This is a genomic window from Candidatus Hodarchaeum mangrovi, assembly GCF_975850365.1.
In genome coordinates this window covers 1-15932 of the sequence record NZ_CDLCQJ010000064.1, presented here as the reverse complement: position 1 = coordinate 15932, position 15932 = coordinate 1, and the positions used below count along the sequence as shown (strand labels likewise).

The following is a 15932-nucleotide window of genomic DNA, read 5'->3' as shown; positions in this document are numbered from 1 at the left end:
TCAAATTCCTAATCCCCTAAATGACTCAATTACACCCCAATTATCTAGTTTTATCTCTAATGGGGGATTGTTTGGGATTATTTCAAGTCAGATTTGGCGTTTTTCTGGTTCTTTTCATTCACTATTAGGATTAGTAATTAATTCCCAAGGCCAGAAAGAGTACCCCCTTGGAAATATATCAGAACAATTAGAATTCACTGTAATCAATGAGACTCTCTGTCAACAACCAATTTTTTATCCAAATAACTCAAAATTTTCTGTAGAAGGAGTAATTGGAATAACTTCTGCTATTAATCACCATTTAATGGTTGCTCAAAGTCAGAATACATCGAATGGTAATGCATGTATAAATGCATTTCAAGAGGGAAAAGGGTATGTTATTAGTGCTCCTATTTCTCCAGTAACGATTTCTGCTTCCCTTGAAAATCTCTCAAACTTTCTTTCCTCAATTATTGGAACAGGATTAAATATATTAGTAGAATTTGAGCCTTCGGAAAATTCAGATTTTCCTATAATCCCAAAATTATTATTCAATGATGAAATACTCAATACAGTAACAATTATAGGAGGATTATCTCTTCTAATCTTTGGTTTAGTTTATGTGGTGTCACAATGGTTATTTATACAACAAAAAACCATTCTTGATTTACCAAAAGATCGGAAGATGCTAGAAACCCTATTTTTAGGCCCAATTCTATTTATTGGTCATATTTTATATCCCCCCATTATTAGACGACTTGATGATTATGATGTTACGGATAATGAATATCGAAATCAAATATTGGATATCCTTGTAACAAAAGATTTTCTTCATTTTCGAGAACTGAAGAGAGAGTTAGATATAGGCACATCAAGTCTGAGGTGGCATTTACAGGTTCTTGAAGACTTTCGGCTAATTAATAGGACAGTTATTGGACAATATGAGATATATTATTTATTAAATAATACTCCTGATCCAATATTTCTAGAAATTTACTTTGCCATTATTTCTGGGGGAGGTTACAAAGTAGCACAAGCTTTCAAAGAATCAAAATCTTGGGAACTCTCACTCTTAGCGGATTATATTGGCCAATCACGGGAATCGGTTCGATACCATTGTAAGAAACTTGAAAAATTAAATTTATTAACATTGAATGGTCAAAAATATCATTTCAACTCAGAAAAATATAACAAATTTCTCCTTGCCTTGGAAAGACGTCGTAAAACCCAATAACTAAGTGCAATAAATATTCCCTTTTCAATTATTTTGTTCATTAATATCATTTGGAAAAAAAGTGTTACTCAAATAAATTAAAACTGAAAATATCTTATTTATTCGACTTAATACTTCAACATACGTATTAGTTCAAATATGATGTGATATAAAATGAAAAATAAAAAAATCATTCCTATTATGGTGTTACTAGGAGTATTATTTTTAGAAACCTCATCTATAGGTACTGTGACTTCCTTAAATGAATTACCAAAATTAGCAACAAAAGCTTATGAACCCCCATTACTTCCTTGGACTAATGTTGAAAACGGAAGTCGAGTTAATATTTCAGCAGGATTCCGTTATCAACTTCGAATACAGAATGGTACTCTAATCCGTCTTCATGTTAATGAATCGGTTCAATTGCATCTCAATTCTTGTGACCATAACCCAGTCGGTCCTTTACCAAATAGAACTCGTGCTGTCCATCGTTATATGTTCATTGAACTTAATGCATCTGTATCAATGAATGCTACAATGTATCGGAACTATACATTCGCTGAGATAGGTGAGGGCAATGTTTCTACATACCGTTGGGCTTTCTTTAATACAACAACATTCCAATGGCAGTACGCTGCTCAAAATTGGGTTGAATATACTCCAACAGGTGCAACTGTTTGTTGTAATACAACACACTTCTCCTTATGGACTATTTTAGCCCTTGATACCATATCAGAAGGAAATCCTACACCAGGAACACCCTTCAATGCTCAAAATGGTACAGCTTTTACCCTTCAATCAGGTAATCAATATCAAATCAAAACACAACATGGTTTTTCTTTACAGCTTCAATTGAATAAGAGTGCATCGCTTACCATAACAGAATACGAAACACCACCAAAAGTCATGACACAAGCTCGACATCAAATTAGAACTCAAACAATGGCAATAGAATTGAATGAATCTGTTGGCATAGAAGCTCAATTCTCATATACTTTTACAAACCAAATCCAAAATCAGCTTGGTATTAAAAATATGGAAAAATTAAAATTTATGTTCTTTAATGAATCTAGTAACGCTTGGGAAGTCCCCAAAAATCAATCGATGCAAGGGGAAACTCTTTATTGCAATACGACTCATTTTAGCCTCTGGACCGTGGCTGAAGAAGAATCTGTGTCTTCTACTCCTGGATTTGCTATACTCCCCCTCCTTTTAGCTATGATCCCCATACTAATTCTACGAAGAAGAAAATAACCATTCTCCTTCTCTTTTTTTTGATATCTCTTTGGAGGAAGTAAATTAAATTAGTAATTTTCAAACTCCATAATGAAAAAAGTTGGTTTAATTTCAGATACACACATACCTTCCCGAAAGAAAAATCTCCCCTCATCCATAACTAGGTATTTCTCTGATTGTGACCTTATTCTTCATGCCGGTGATCTTGAAGAATTAAAGGTTATAGAAGATCTTGCTAATACCGCTCCTGTTAAAGCGGTTCATGGAAATATGTGTCATTCAGATGTAATTCGTGCCCTTCCAAGCATCCTTCGAATTAGAATTGAGGAAGTTACAGTAGGCCTGATTCATGGTGATGGAGGCCCTTCAGGCTATTATGAAAGAATTGTTTCAAGATTTCAGAGATTTTCTAAAGAACAGCTACCTGATATCATCGTTTGTGGACACACTCATCAGCCAGAAGCAAAAATTTTTCATAAGATTCAATTTATTAATCCTGGTTCGCCAACTGATAAATATTTTGCTCCAAACAATTCTATCGCCCTTATGCAAATAGAGAAACGAGAATTTAATTTCAAATTTGTTGATATTTAAGATATTTTTCTTAAAATTCAACGCTTCTATCTAACGAAAACAGAATGAATATATTAATTACACTATTTGAGAGATTCTCTTATTAAATCTCATTGGTATTATTTCCACGATAGAGTATATTTTGTTATTTTAATTCAGTTTTAGATCCAAATAGTTTTAATCCTTCTTTCATTTGAGAGATTTTCTACAATCATAGACATTGATATTCTCTCTCCCTTTTATTAGTATTTAAAAAAATAGAAATTATTTATAAAAACAATTAGAATATTAAGACAATCTATGAAGAAAAGTACTTTTCTTTAATCAAAATGCAAGAAATGAAGGGGATTATTTTTTGTGTAGAAAGTTTATTAAGTAACAAAATTATTACCTAGTAACAATAGTGATATAATTAAATAAAATCAAGTAAAAATGCTTTTCGTTTTAAAAAAAGAAAAATCACTGCATCTGTTACAAATATTAGGAATTTTCGAAAATGTTTGAAGAAAATGATGATTGTGCTGCAATGTTACCAATCAAGGTTCTTGGTAAAAAATGGATTAGTTTAATAATCTGTGAATTGTTAATGCACCCAAATTCTTTCTTTACAGACATTCAAAATGAAATTGAAGGAAAATATGGTCAGAAAATTTCAGCTAGGGTTCTTTCTGAAGGATTATCACTCCTTGAAGAAAATAAAATAATCGAACGCTCAGTAATTAGTGATAAAATGCCTATCCGTGTGCAATATGTTCTAACTGAAAGAGGGCAGGATTTCGCTGTTATATTTGGGATTCTTAAAGGATGGGGGTTGAAATGGGGAGATATAAAACAGAAAAAATGCCGTTCATTTAGTTGCATTCATAATAGCGTTGCAACTATTGATATCGATAAAGCACGAGAACTCTTTCAATGGACTTTCAATCTTAACTCAGAAGTTGTTAGCCAAAATGAGTTAATAGACTAAAGATTTGTATTAGAAGATAGATTAAGAACCACCTCTACTTTTTTTGATAATTGAATATGAAAATTCTTGAGATTGTAAAATTAAATAATTTTATAATTCACAAGACAAAATATAAAAGACAATAATCTTGAGATTGGTAAAAGAGAATTTTCCCTAATATTGTAGAAAAACATATCATCAGGTTATTCGAGTCACTCTTTTAGAGGAAAGGTTAATCTTTGAACAAAGGGTTTTGAATTTATTGTTTAAACAATCAATTTCCTTTAGATCAATGATATCCGAGATTCCCTCAACTACACATGGAGCATTCGCCCTTTATCGGTATCCTGCTAAATTTATTCCACAAGTAGTAGCATACGTCTTAAAAAATTTTCATCCAAAAAAAAATAAATCTATTTTCGATCCATTTGCGGGATATGGAACAGTAGGAATTGTTGCACGACTTTATGGGTATAATTATGAGCTCTGGGATCTTAATCCCCTTCTTCAGACGATTCATAATGCAATTCTTTGCGATCCTTCCTACTTCTCCCCCTCTTATTTTATTAAAGAGATTCAACACTCAACAGAAAAATATTATCCTAATTGGTCACGAATAATGTATTGGTTTCCTGAAACATTTCTACCTATTCTAACACAAGCTTGGGGGTATACCCATTCACTCCCTTCAGAACAAAAAAATCTGATTTTTTTACCCTTAATTAAAATCACTCAATATTATTCCCTAGCTGATGATAAAATTCATAAATTAATAAAATCGAATTATTCTCGCAAAAAAATTACGAATTTATTACAACATGATTGGAAAAAGAACTTTTTTTTAACTTTGGAAAATGAAATTAGGAAGTTTATCACCAATTTAAGGTCTTATAATCAATTAAATCCTCAAGATGTTAAATTTATTATTGAAGCTGGAATAAATTCTCAAAAAATGCGATTAGAAAAAAAATATGGCCTTCTTTTGACATCCCCTCCTTATTTACAGGCTCAAGAATACATTCGATCAACAAAACTTGCTTTATATTGGCTAGGATTTAATGATACAGACATAAAAAATTTATCTAAGCAAGAAATACCTTACAACAATGTCCATCCCATCAAAGTACATTCTAATTTATTTTATAGCATAAAAGAAAAGATTGAGTCCCCATTATTGCTCCAAATGTATGAAAGGTATTTTTATTCCATATTAAATATATTAGAAAAGACTAGTAGACAGATAGAGGACTATCTATGCATTTTTCTTGGCCCAGCAACTATACATTCAACACCCATACCACTTGATGATATTATTGTTGAACATTTCCAAAATTGTGGATGGTATCATAAGATTACACTTATTGATACCATAAAATCGAGAAATATTTTTAAATTAGAGAAAAATCCATCAACAGGGAGAAAAAGTAAAAGAATAAAGACTGAACATTTGGTAATTTTGAAAAGAGAAGATAGCTAATATTTAATTTATTTCCCTTGAATTAAACGTTGTGCAAGTAATGCAGCCTCAAGTATAGGTAAATATCCTGTACAACGGCATAAATGACCCTCTAAAGTTTTCTCAATCTGTTGTTTGTCAGCTTTCGGTTCTTTTAAAAATAAAGCAAAAAGTTCCATGATAAATCCAGGTGTACAAAATCCACATTGAACAGCATTCTTTAAGATAAACGCTTCCTGAATAGGATGCAACATTAGTCCATGTTGAATTCCTTCAATTGTAGTTATTTGAGAATTATTATACTTCTTTGGTTTTAGCAGACATGATTTAACAGCTTTGCCATTCAAAACAACTGTACACGCACCACAATGTCCTTGTGAGCATCCATTTTTAGTGCCGGTCAAATTCAGGTGATTTCGAATAACATATAACAAACTGGTCTCTTGATCTACATCAATAGTGTAATTGATCGCATTGACTGTTATTCTAACTTCCATTAGGCTTCCCTCTGTTTTTCTAATCCTTTTAATATTTTCTCGGGTGTTGCAGGTAATACATTAATCGAAATTCCAGTTGCATTCTGAATTGCATTCATAATAGCCGGTGGAGGTCCAATGACTGAATGTTCTGCCATTGGGCGGCATCCAAACGGTCCATTTGGTTGGGGATTTTCAATAAAAATACAGGTATATTTGGGCATATCAGATAGATGAGGGATTTGATATCGTCGAAAATTCTTAGTGATCATTTCTCCTTTCTCACTAAATTCAATTTTTTCCATTAACGCAGCTCCAAGACCTTGCATAACACCCCCCATTATTTGTCCTTTTGCAGTCTCAGGATTAATAACCTGACCAATATCTAGTGCTGTAACAACATGTAAAACTTTTACATCTCCAGTTTCTTTATCAATTCGTACATCGACACCCTGACTACCAAAAGTCCATTCATATGGTTGGTATTTTCCTGATTCCAAATCAGGAAACGTGACATTTCGAACCACAGAAGAGCCTGTTGAGAAGACTGGATTTCCCACAGTATGACCATCAGGATATTGATAACCTAAAACCAATTTTTCTAATGGAATGCTTTGATTCCCATTTGAGACCTCAATTCCATTGTAAATTAAACCATCAGGATTACATTCAAGTACAAAACTTGCATTAATTTTGAACTGCATGATAGCTTTTTCTGCCGCGTTTATTATGGCATTACCAATCCGCATGGTACTCATAGAAGCTACAGTTTGCCATTCATAAGGAGATAATTGTGTATTAATTTCAGGATTAATTCTAATGTTCTGAACAGGGATTTGTAACTTCTCAGCAGCAATTTGAGCCAAGACTGTTCGATTTCCTTGACCCAATTCAATCCCTCCTATTGAAATATTCACAGTTAAATCCTCATTGAATTTAAGTATAACATTTGAGGAAGCGTTTGCAGCTTGAACAGGGGATTTTACCAAGGCTGATACACCTCGTCCATAAAAATATTTCGGATCTTCTTTAGGTAAAGGAGTAGCTTCAAGAGCTTGGGTCATTAAAGTAAAACACTCCCTTATATTACCATTATGCTCAGTAATGATTTGATCTAAAGAATTTGTCTGTCCAGGTTTCAAAAAATTTAGAAATCGTACTTTCTTAGAATCAATTTCTAATTTATGAGCTAATTTTTCCATTAATCGCTCAATCATAAACTGACCTTCGGGATGGCCATATCCACGATATGCACCAACTGGAGGAGTGTTTGTATAAATACCCATTGATGTTAAATTACAGTTTGGAAAATAATAAGGTCCTACACAGTTGTGTCCAGCTGCTAATACTATATTACAACTAGTATCTCCATAAGCTCCATCACTAAAATATAGTTGAGCTTCAATACCAACTAGTGTACCATCCTTCTTAGCACCTATCTTCATATGCCCTTTCATTCCCCTTCCTAACACAGTACCTTTGAAAACCTCCTCTCTTGTAAGAATCCATTTAACATAATTTCCTGGTACAGATTTGCCAATATACGCTAATAATGGTTCAATAGTATAATCAGATTTACTTCCAAATCCCCCTCCTAAGTAATTGGGAATGTGAATATGAATTTTATTCATTTCCAGATCAAAGAGATGAGCTAATACTTCTCGTAAAACAAAAGGTGCTTGAGAACTACTCCACAGATGAAGCTCACCTGTTAAATCCCATAAAGCAATTGCCCCATGTGGTTCAATGGCTGCATGATTCATTAATGGATACTCAAAATCATCTTCAACATATATGTCAGCATCTTCGAATACATTTGTAAAATTCCCTTTTTTCAAATTATATTTGTAGAAAATATTTGTGGAGGGGATGGGTTGAAATGTAGGTAAATGTGTGTAATTTCCATTATCTTTATGAATTAAGGGAGCATTTGGAACTATAGCGTCCAAAGGGTCAAAAATTGCCGGTAATTCCTCATAATCCACCGTAATTTTATTAACTGCTTCTTTTGCTTGTTTTTCAGTATGTGCAATGACAGCAGCTATCACTTCTCCTGCATGTCTTACTTTTTCTGAAGCTATGGGTGGTTGATCAAAAATACAGGTACCAATTAATTTGTAATTTTCAAAAATCTTCGATTTGCCAGTAATAACCTTTATAACACCGTTAGATCTTTCTGCTATTGAATAATCAATATTTTTTATTAAAGCATGGGGGACTCCAGCTCGTAAAACTTTAACATATAAAGTTCTAGGAAATCTAAGATCATCTATATATTGTGCAGTTCCGGTTACTTTTTCAAGTGCATCGACACGGGGAATTGGTTTACCTACATACTTATATTCCAATATATTACACCTGTTGAGAGGGATTATAATATATCTTTACCTATATAAATTTCTAGAGGGAAGATTAAGGAAAAATAAATCTCAAACATTGAGGGAGAATTAGTTAAATAAAATTGAATACTAAAAATTTCATCAAGTTTTAGGGGTTTTATGTCCATGTATGATGTAATTTTAAATGAAGAGGAACTTAAAGTCAAATATCAAGCACGAGAGTTTGTTAAATCTGTTTTACCTAGTCTCCTACGCCAGATGGATCGTGAAGAAATACAATATCCAACTAAATATATTGAAGATCTAGGTAGTCAGGGGCTATTGGGTCTTCGATTCAAACATGAGTCAGGTGGAAGAGAACTTGGCTGGGTTGCTGAAACAAGTGTTATAGAGGAAATCGGGGTATTAGGTCCAGCATTAGGATGCCTATATTCCTTACCCAGTATCGTAGGAGAAGCACTCGAGCATTTTGGAACTCCTGATCAAAAAGAAAAATATCTTGAACCAATCCTACGAGGTAAACTTTTCTGTGCTGAGGCTTTGACCGAACCTCGAGGTGGGTCAGACTTCTTTGGTGCAACCTGTACCGCTGAAAAAGATGGGGATAGGTTCGTTCTTAACGGACAAAAACGTTTTGTCGTTGGAGCTGAAGGAGCCGATGTTTTTCTGGTGTATGCTAAAACTGGGTCTTCTACTTCAGATCCTAGACAAACGATTAGTACTTTCATGGTTGAAAAAAAGTTTGGAGTTCAAACTAAACATGTATATGGATTGATGGGTTCAAGAGGAGGTGGAACGGGAAGGTTATTATTTGAAAATGTCTTTGTGCCAGAAGAAAACCTTATTGGATCTCTGAATTCAGGAGGCGATATTTTTAACCAAATGATGATCCCGGAACGGATGACTTCAGCAGCAGGTGCAGTTGGAAGTGCTCGTGCAGGTATTGAAATCGCGGCAAAATATAGCACCCGAAGAAAGGCATTTGGAAGACCAATACAAAAATTCCAAGCAGTATCATTCAAAATAGCTGATAGCATTACTCTTCTTGATGCTGCCCGTAGTCTAATTTATTCTACTTCACGACATATTGACACTAATAAAGGATTAACTAATGGTCCGATCCGACGATTAGTTTCTGAATCAAAGAAATTTGCCACGGAAGCTGCATGGACAATAATTAATCATGCCATGCAAATAATGGGGGGTATTGGTTACACCAATGTTTATCCCATTGAAAGATTTCTTCGAGATATACGCTTAATGTCTATTTGGACAGGTACAAATGAAATTATGAATTTATTAATCCAACACGAATACTTCGACGAACTGGAAACTCAGGTAGTTGAAAAAAAGCCAAGAGACGTTGAGTTGGACGCTATAGGAGCGGAATTTACTGAAGAGAAGATATTTGAATAATTTCTACAGATTCTCTATCAATTACACTTTATGAGTTGAAATTAGTTTGAGTGTTATAAAAACTCACCTTATTAAACAGCATTATCGTGATTCTGTTCAGTTAATGCGTGCTGCTTCTCAAGCAAGTCGTAAAGAGGGAATCGAACTTGCTTCTGTTTTAATGGGTACTCCCAAGAATAAACCATTGCTTGAGGAGGTTAATTTATTAACAGAGGAAGCTAAAAAGGCAAGTCCGAATGATATCATTATTTCTGTCAAAGCAAAATCTGAAACTCATGCAGAGGATGCAATCAATTTTATTATTCAATTTCTAACTGAAGAAGTCGAATCAAGTCTTAATACAACATTTGAATATAGATCATTACGAAGTGTTCTAGTTTCAAATCCTGATATTAATTTAACAATAATATCAGTTCCAGGAGAATATGCAGTCCGAGAAACACGCCTTGCACTTGAAAAAAATATCAATGTGTTACTATTTTCAGATAATGTCTCTATTGAAGATGAAATTCGCCTTAAAAAAGAAGCACATAAACGGAATCTAATTTTAATGGGACCTGATTGTGGAACTGCAATGATTAACAATGTAGGACTAGCTTTTGCAAATGTTGTTCAACCAGGTCCAATTGGTATTGTGGCAGCATCTGGTACAGGAACTCAAGAAGTCATGGTGTTATGTCATCATCTTGGAGTGGGTATAAAGCATGCTCTGGGAACAGGATCGAATGATGTGAAAGACAAAGTCATGGGTATATCTATGATTGATGGGTTGCTGGCATTAGAAAAGGATCCTACTATTGAGCTGATTATTATCGTATCAAAACCTCCAGAAGATTTAACTTTTAATCGGGTTCTTGATTTTGTTAAAAAATGTAAAAAAAATATTATTATTAATTTTCTTGGGAAGCAACCTGGATTTTGTGAGTCTTCACACACAATTACCGTTCGGACCTTAGAAGAATCAGCTCTCTCTGCGCAATATTATTTCAAACAAAAGTCATTAAAAAGAGTCATTGGGAAATTTTCTAATCTATCTGAAATTTCTTTGCTCATCAATAAAAGTATAAAATCATTATCAGCTAAGCAAAAATATATAAGAGGACTCTATGTAGGAGGAACCTTTACATTTGAAGCTGCGATGATTATCTTAGACTATCTCCCTGAAGGAGAAAAATTATGGACTAATATTTCCCTAAAGAATACTGAATTACTTGATGACCCAATGAAAAGTAGAGAACATACTTTGATTGATCTAGGAGCAGATGAATTTACTGTAGGGAAACCTCACCCTATGATCGATCAAACTGAGAGAACTAGACGATTTCTACAGGAAGTTACTGACCCTCAAGTTGCTGTTATATTAATTGACTTCGTTCTTGGATTTGGATCGCATATAAATCCAGTAGAAGATATGATGGAAGCTTTAACAGCTTGGAAAAATCAAAATCATAAAATTTTTGTTGTTGCACATGTTTGTGGTACTGAACTTGACCCTCAAGACTATGAAGGAATAATCAAGACTTTAAAGAACCTTGGAGTATATATCATGCCATCAAATGCACAAGCTGCCCTTTTAGCCTCATATATTGCATTTAGAAAACAAATCAATTAGGAAGTGATAATCTGTCAGATCTGGATGAATTATTACAAAAAGGACCAGCAATTGTTAATATTGGATTAAAATCATTCGCAGATTCCTGTGAAACTCAAGGTGTTCAAATAATTCATCTCAGATGGACACCCCCCGCAGGAGGAGACCCAGAACTAATAGATTTACTTTCAAAGCTGTTATAATGAATATAGGACTTGATTGAATGGATATTAAGAAGAAAATAACAGATGCGAATACAGAAGCCTTATTCAGGATGGAGAAAATTAGACCTATTTTAGTTGATATTGAACTTGAGGCATATAATATTATTCCTAGAATGACAAAAAAAACCATATTGCATGCAGGACCACCAATTAAATGGGATAGTATGTCTGGTCCTCTAAAAGGAGCTATTGCTGGTATCTTAGTTTATGAGGGATTAGCACACGATTTGAAAGAAGGTTATACATTAGCAGCTTCAGGAGAGATAGAATTTGACAGTAATCATGACTATGACACTGTTGGTCCAATGACTGGAATAACAGCCCCACATCAACCAGTATTTGTATTAGAAGATCCAGAAACTAAGAAAAAAGCGTTCTGTACCATTAATGAAGGAAGGGGCAAAGTTCTGAGATTTGGAGGTTGGGGAAAAGATGTCCTAGATCGACTTATCTGGATGAAAGAGGTCTTAGCTCCGTCTCTTAAAAAAGCAATAAAACTTTCTGGAGGAATTGATATTAAAGCCATTATTGCCGAGTCATTACACATGGGAGATGAAGGACATAATAGAAATCGGTCAGGAACTTATCTGTTCCTGAGTGAAATTGTTCCATATCTCTATAATTCTGTTGAAAATGAAATAGCCAAAGATATTCTTACTTTTATTAAAGAGAATGCAGATATTTTTCATCTTAACCTATCAATGCCTCATTCCAAATTGATCGCAGATGCAGCACGAGATATTGATTATTGCTCATTAGTAGTAGCTATGGCAAGAAATGGAACTGATATTGGTATTCAAGTTTCTGGTCTTGGAAGAAAATGGTTTACCTCACCAGCAACTATGGTTGAGGGATTATACTTTCCAGGGTATTCAGAAAAAGATGCCTGTCTTGATCTTGGGGATTCAACTATTTCTGAAGTTATTGGAATTGGAGGTTTTTCTATGGCATCATCACCAGCTATAGTTTCATTCGTTGGAGGATCAGCTAATGAAGCTGTTTCACGAACCAGAAGAATGTATGAAATAACTGCTGGGACAAGTGGAACATATACTATTCCTTTTCTTAACTTCAAAGGAGCTCCTTTAGGAATTGATATTAGAAAAGTGATCGAACTTAACGAAACTCCCCTAATTAATACTGGGATAGCTCATAAGGATGCAGGAATAGGACAAATTGGAGCTGGATTGACTGCAGCACCTGTTCAGATGTTTCAAGAAGCCTTGAGATCTTTTGGGAAAAAGTATCTCATATGAGGAATAGAAATGAACCAGAAACATTCTCATGATCCTATAGAACTGAGAAAAGAACTCCTTCAATTGTTAGATATTTCAAGTCATAGAATTGACTATTTAACAACAGCAGCGACCCCTTTAGCCTCAGTAGCTACTTCAGCAAGTATTTTAACATTTTTGTCTTTGCAATTGTTTCTCAACGGTATAAATACATTAACGCAGTTCTTAGCAGGAATTAACATCTTATTCTTGCTTTTAATGGTTTTTATTTCGTTAATGACACAAGTAATGATATACCGTGCTAAGTTGCGATTGTCTCGGGTCAACCATGATTTAAATATTTCCAAAATTCTAGATCAAGCTAGTATCTCTTTAGATGATCAAAAGAGATTACGAAATCTAAGTCATTTGGCGAGAAAAAGTATAAGTACAATAGATCGGATTCAATGGATGTATACACATGGTCTATTTAGAATTCTGTATGCATCTATCACCATTACTGTTTCTCTATTAGTTTTCTTAATAATTATTGAAATTCCATTGCACTTATAGATGTAATAGAGGTTTAAGTCTTCATCCCTAAACCAAAATTTAAGCCTCAAAATTTTACTAGCAATCTTTAAAATTTTTGAAATAATAAAAAAGCGATTATAAGGAGGATTTTTAATGTTATTAGGAAGTAACGAACATCTAAAAACAATCCAACAAAAGACAAATGAGAATCAAGAATACCTTGATATGTGCAAAGGAGAAGGGAAAAAGTCTTTTACTTTTATTTTAGAGGCGGAACCAGAAAAAAGGGTAATTGATTCGATAACCATTGGTTATACTGAAGAAGATGGAGTAATACAAGAAATTTGGGAGGGATTAAGAGAGACTCAATTTGTTATTGCGGGACCATATGGAAATTGGGTTAGAATTTTGCGTCAGGAACTGGGGGCGACCAAAGCATTGACTATGAGAAAAATAAAATTGAAACAAGGATCATTAATTAAGCTGTTACGATCTTCTGATAGTACAGTTAAATGGATTCAAATTCTAGCTAGTATTCCCGTTCAATTTCATGGAGATTATGTATCTCAATCAACTGATAAAGGATAGATGAGTAATGAACCTTTTAAATCTGAAGAATAAAACTGTAATCATTACAGGTGGTGCCTCAGGAATTGGAAAAGCTGCTGCAATCCTTTTAGCATCTCAAGGTGCTAACATCGTTATTGCTGATCTTGATCAGGAGGGAGGTTCTCAATTAGAGCATCAATTACAGTCCTCTGGAACCAAAGCGATTTTTCATAAAACGGATGTTTCTAATTCGCATCAAGTTAATGAATTGGTAGAAATAACATTATCAACATTTGATACTATAGATATTCTAGTTAACTGCGCTGGAGTTAGTGGTTTATCAGCTTATAATGACTTAATTGAAGAAGAGTGGGACTGGACACTAGATACTAATCTAAAAGGAACACATTTATTATGTAACACAGTCTCAAAAGTCATGATAGAACGTGAGATCAAAGGAAGAATAGTAAATATTTCAAGTATTAACGATCAAATTCCTGTTGCAGGTATAACAGCTTATGCAACTAGTAAAGCTGCAATTTCTGGATTATCACGAAGTTTGGCTCTTGAGTTAGCACCTTATGGAATAAACGTGAATACAATTCGTCCTGGAGCTATAAATACTCCAATGATGAAAGAGATATTAGAGCTACCCTCTCTGGCTAAAGAACTTCTTAAACAGATTCCACGTGGAAGAATCGGGAGACCTGAGGATGTAGCAAAAGTTATTTTATTTTTAATATCTGATCTTGCTGAATGGGTTACTGGGGCAGAGATACCTGTTGCAGGAGGAATGCACCTTGTTGGCGAAACAAGTTATTTGTATTATTTTGAGAAAGAGATGCAGCATGAAGAGAAGCTTCCAGATATTCCTTTTACTCGACCATGGAAGAACTATAATATACTGGATTTTATAAATGGACATGATGAAGAATGAAATCCAAACAAATTCTTATTACTGGAGCATCTTCAGGATTAGGGTTGTCTCATGCTATTTATTTAACTTATAAAGGGCATGAAGTAATTGGTACATATAAAAATAGAAGAGATAATGAAATTCTTAAAGAAATTTTCTTAAGAGACCATACACGATATAAATATAGTAATAAAAAAGAATCAATGTTGAAAAAAGGAAAAATTTTCATTTCACAGGATATTCAAGAGAAACTAGATTTTTTATTAGACCAAATCACTTTTATTCCCCTTGATGTTACCAAAAGTCAAGAAATAAGTCATTTTATCACGAATATAGATGATACAGCTATTGATGTTCTCATAAACAACGCTGGAATCGGATACTTTGGCCCAGTGGAAGAATCCCCTATTGAAAACTGGATTCATCAATTCGAGGTAAATGTTCTTGGTTACGTCAGGATGATTCAAGCGATTCTTCCTCAAATGCGAGAACGAAGAAGTGGTTTAATAATTAATACTGCATCAATGGCAGGGATGGCGACTATCCCTTTTCAAGCAGGGTATTCAATTAGTAAAGCGGGAATTATCAGACTCACAGATAGTCTACGAACAGAATTGAAACCTTTTGGCATCCATGTCACAACAATTTCTCCTGGTGATATAAATACCTCGTTTGATGCTGCAACGATAACCTTACACAAAGCAGAAGCGAAATACAGATCTGATGAAATAGCTTCTATGATTCAGGAAATTCCACTGCAAAAAAGTTCTCCATATTATACCAGATCATTAATCGTATGGACAAATATTATTCAGAATCTGATTATTAGTCCTCCACCCATGAAAGTGTCGAAAAAGATTACTCAAGTTATCTCTACAAGAAATCCTAAAAGTTTTTACACCGCTGGTTCGCTACTTCAAACCACGCTTTTATTATTCCTACAACGTATAATTTCACGAGAGTTCTTCCTTTGGATTATAGCAAAATTCTATGGAGTTTAATATCATGAGCATTGATAAAAATGAAAAATTTATTGTAACTCTTGAAATAGTTGGTTCTATTGCTATTATTGGTTTTTGGATCGGTTGGTTTCTCGATATATTCAAATCTATCCCCTCTTCTGAGGAACTTTATCCAATTTATTTCGCATTTGAATCATCTTTTCCCCTCCCGGATTTATGGATTGTCCTCCTATTACTAATCTCTGCTTATTCAATATTTAGTAATAAACCCTATAAGTCTCAACTCGCGGGATCAGCGGGTGGAGGAC

14 protein-coding genes and 1 pseudogene are annotated in these 15932 nt (G+C 34.0%); 13 read left to right on the top strand and 2 right to left on the bottom strand.

Features of this window, described 5'->3' with window-relative positions; translation table 11 throughout:
- The 5 genes from ACWVCY_RS06420 to ACWVCY_RS06400 all read left to right on the top strand — a co-directional run.
- Positions 1–1213, top strand: a 1213-nt coding sequence (locus tag ACWVCY_RS06420) for a hypothetical protein (RefSeq protein WP_455141282.1), incomplete at its 5' end; no start/stop codon positions are given.
- Between the two features lie 153 nt (positions 1214–1366).
- Positions 1367–2446, top strand: coding sequence for a hypothetical protein (locus tag ACWVCY_RS06415; RefSeq protein WP_455141280.1), 1080 nt, complete (start codon positions 1367–1369; stop codon positions 2444–2446).
- Positions 2447–2518: 72 nt separating this feature from the next.
- Positions 2519–3022 (top strand): metallophosphoesterase family protein, encoded by a 504-nt coding sequence (locus ACWVCY_RS06410; protein WP_455141278.1) that lies wholly within the window; start codon positions 2519–2521, stop codon positions 3020–3022.
- A gap of 475 nt (positions 3023–3497) precedes the next feature.
- Positions 3498–3968 (top strand): winged helix-turn-helix transcriptional regulator, encoded by a 471-nt coding sequence (locus ACWVCY_RS06405; RefSeq protein ID WP_455141276.1) that lies wholly within the window; start codon positions 3498–3500, stop codon positions 3966–3968.
- Between the two features lie 241 nt (positions 3969–4209).
- Complete coding sequence (locus ACWVCY_RS06400; protein WP_455141274.1) at positions 4210–5424, top strand: hypothetical protein; 1215 nt, start codon at positions 4210–4212, stop codon at positions 5422–5424.
- A gap of 8 nt (positions 5425–5432) precedes the next feature.
- Here ACWVCY_RS06400 and ACWVCY_RS06395 read toward each other — a convergent pair whose 3' ends face one another.
- Entirely contained in the window at positions 5433–5900 is a 468-nt protein-coding gene (locus ACWVCY_RS06395; protein WP_455141272.1) for a (2Fe-2S)-binding protein, read from the bottom strand.
- Complete coding sequence (locus ACWVCY_RS06390; RefSeq protein ID WP_455141270.1) at positions 5900–8227, bottom strand: xanthine dehydrogenase family protein molybdopterin-binding subunit; 2328 nt, start codon at positions 8225–8227, stop codon at positions 5900–5902. Before ACWVCY_RS06390 ends, ACWVCY_RS06395 begins: the two co-directional genes overlap by 1 nt.
- Positions 8228–8383: 156 nt before the next feature.
- Between ACWVCY_RS06390 and ACWVCY_RS06385 the strand changes: the two genes are divergently transcribed.
- The 8 genes and pseudogenes from ACWVCY_RS06385 to ACWVCY_RS06350 all read left to right on the top strand — a co-directional run.
- Complete coding sequence (locus ACWVCY_RS06385; protein WP_455141268.1) at positions 8384–9634, top strand: acyl-CoA dehydrogenase family protein; 1251 nt, start codon at positions 8384–8386, stop codon at positions 9632–9634.
- A gap of 46 nt (positions 9635–9680) precedes the next feature.
- Positions 9681–11246 (top strand): acyl-CoA synthetase FdrA, encoded by a 1566-nt coding sequence (gene fdrA, locus ACWVCY_RS06380; RefSeq protein WP_455141266.1) that lies wholly within the window; start codon positions 9681–9683, stop codon positions 11244–11246.
- A gap of 202 nt (positions 11247–11448) precedes the next feature.
- Positions 11449–12705, top strand: coding sequence for a DUF1116 domain-containing protein (locus tag ACWVCY_RS06375; RefSeq protein ID WP_455141265.1), 1257 nt, complete (start codon positions 11449–11451; stop codon positions 12703–12705).
- Positions 12706–12714: 9 nt separating this feature from the next.
- Positions 12715–13236, top strand: coding sequence for a hypothetical protein (locus ACWVCY_RS06370; RefSeq protein WP_455141263.1), 522 nt, complete (start codon positions 12715–12717; stop codon positions 13234–13236).
- 114 nt (positions 13237–13350) lie between these two features.
- Positions 13351–13785 carry an SCP2 sterol-binding domain-containing protein gene (locus ACWVCY_RS06365; protein ID WP_455141261.1) on the top strand — a complete coding sequence of 145 codons (435 nt, stop codon included), beginning with the start codon at positions 13351–13353 and terminating at the stop codon, positions 13783–13785.
- A gap of 7 nt (positions 13786–13792) precedes the next feature.
- Positions 13793–14683 carry an SDR family NAD(P)-dependent oxidoreductase gene (locus tag ACWVCY_RS06360; RefSeq protein ID WP_455141259.1) on the top strand — a complete coding sequence of 297 codons (891 nt, stop codon included), beginning with the start codon at positions 13793–13795 and terminating at the stop codon, positions 14681–14683.
- On the top strand, positions 14680–15663 hold the full coding sequence (locus tag ACWVCY_RS06355) for an SDR family NAD(P)-dependent oxidoreductase (protein ID WP_455141257.1): 984 nt from the start codon (positions 14680–14682) through the stop codon (positions 15661–15663). The genes ACWVCY_RS06360 and ACWVCY_RS06355 overlap by 4 nt, the downstream gene beginning before the upstream one ends.
- 4 nt (positions 15664–15667) lie before the next feature.
- Positions 15668–15932 (top strand): annotated as a pseudogene (locus tag ACWVCY_RS06350) (hypothetical protein); the annotation flags it as partial.

Excerpts from the sequence above, each read along its gene's own strand:
- ACWVCY_RS06385 (WP_455141268.1), top strand. The coding sequence starts at position 8,384 with ATGTATGATGTAATTTTAAATGAAGAGGAACTTAAAGTCAAATATCAA.
- ACWVCY_RS06410 (WP_455141278.1), top strand. The coding sequence starts at position 2,519 with ATGAAAAAAGTTGGTTTAATTTCAGATACACACATACCTTCCCGAAAG.
- ACWVCY_RS06405 (WP_455141276.1), top strand. The coding sequence starts at position 3,498 with ATGTTTGAAGAAAATGATGATTGTGCTGCAATGTTACCAATCAAGGTT.
- ACWVCY_RS06415 (WP_455141280.1), top strand. The coding sequence starts at position 1,367 with ATGAAAAATAAAAAAATCATTCCTATTATGGTGTTACTAGGAGTATTA.
- ACWVCY_RS06355 (WP_455141257.1), top strand. The coding sequence starts at position 14,680 with ATGAAATCCAAACAAATTCTTATTACTGGAGCATCTTCAGGATTAGGG.
- ACWVCY_RS06360 (WP_455141259.1), top strand. The coding sequence starts at position 13,793 with ATGAACCTTTTAAATCTGAAGAATAAAACTGTAATCATTACAGGTGGT.
- ACWVCY_RS06365 (WP_455141261.1), top strand. The coding sequence starts at position 13,351 with ATGTTATTAGGAAGTAACGAACATCTAAAAACAATCCAACAAAAGACA.
- ACWVCY_RS06375 (WP_455141265.1), top strand. The coding sequence starts at position 11,449 with ATGGATATTAAGAAGAAAATAACAGATGCGAATACAGAAGCCTTATTC.
- ACWVCY_RS06370 (WP_455141263.1), top strand. The coding sequence starts at position 12,715 with ATGAACCAGAAACATTCTCATGATCCTATAGAACTGAGAAAAGAACTC.
- ACWVCY_RS06395 (WP_455141272.1), bottom strand. The coding sequence starts at position 5,900 with ATGGAAGTTAGAATAACAGTCAATGCGATCAATTACACTATTGATGTA.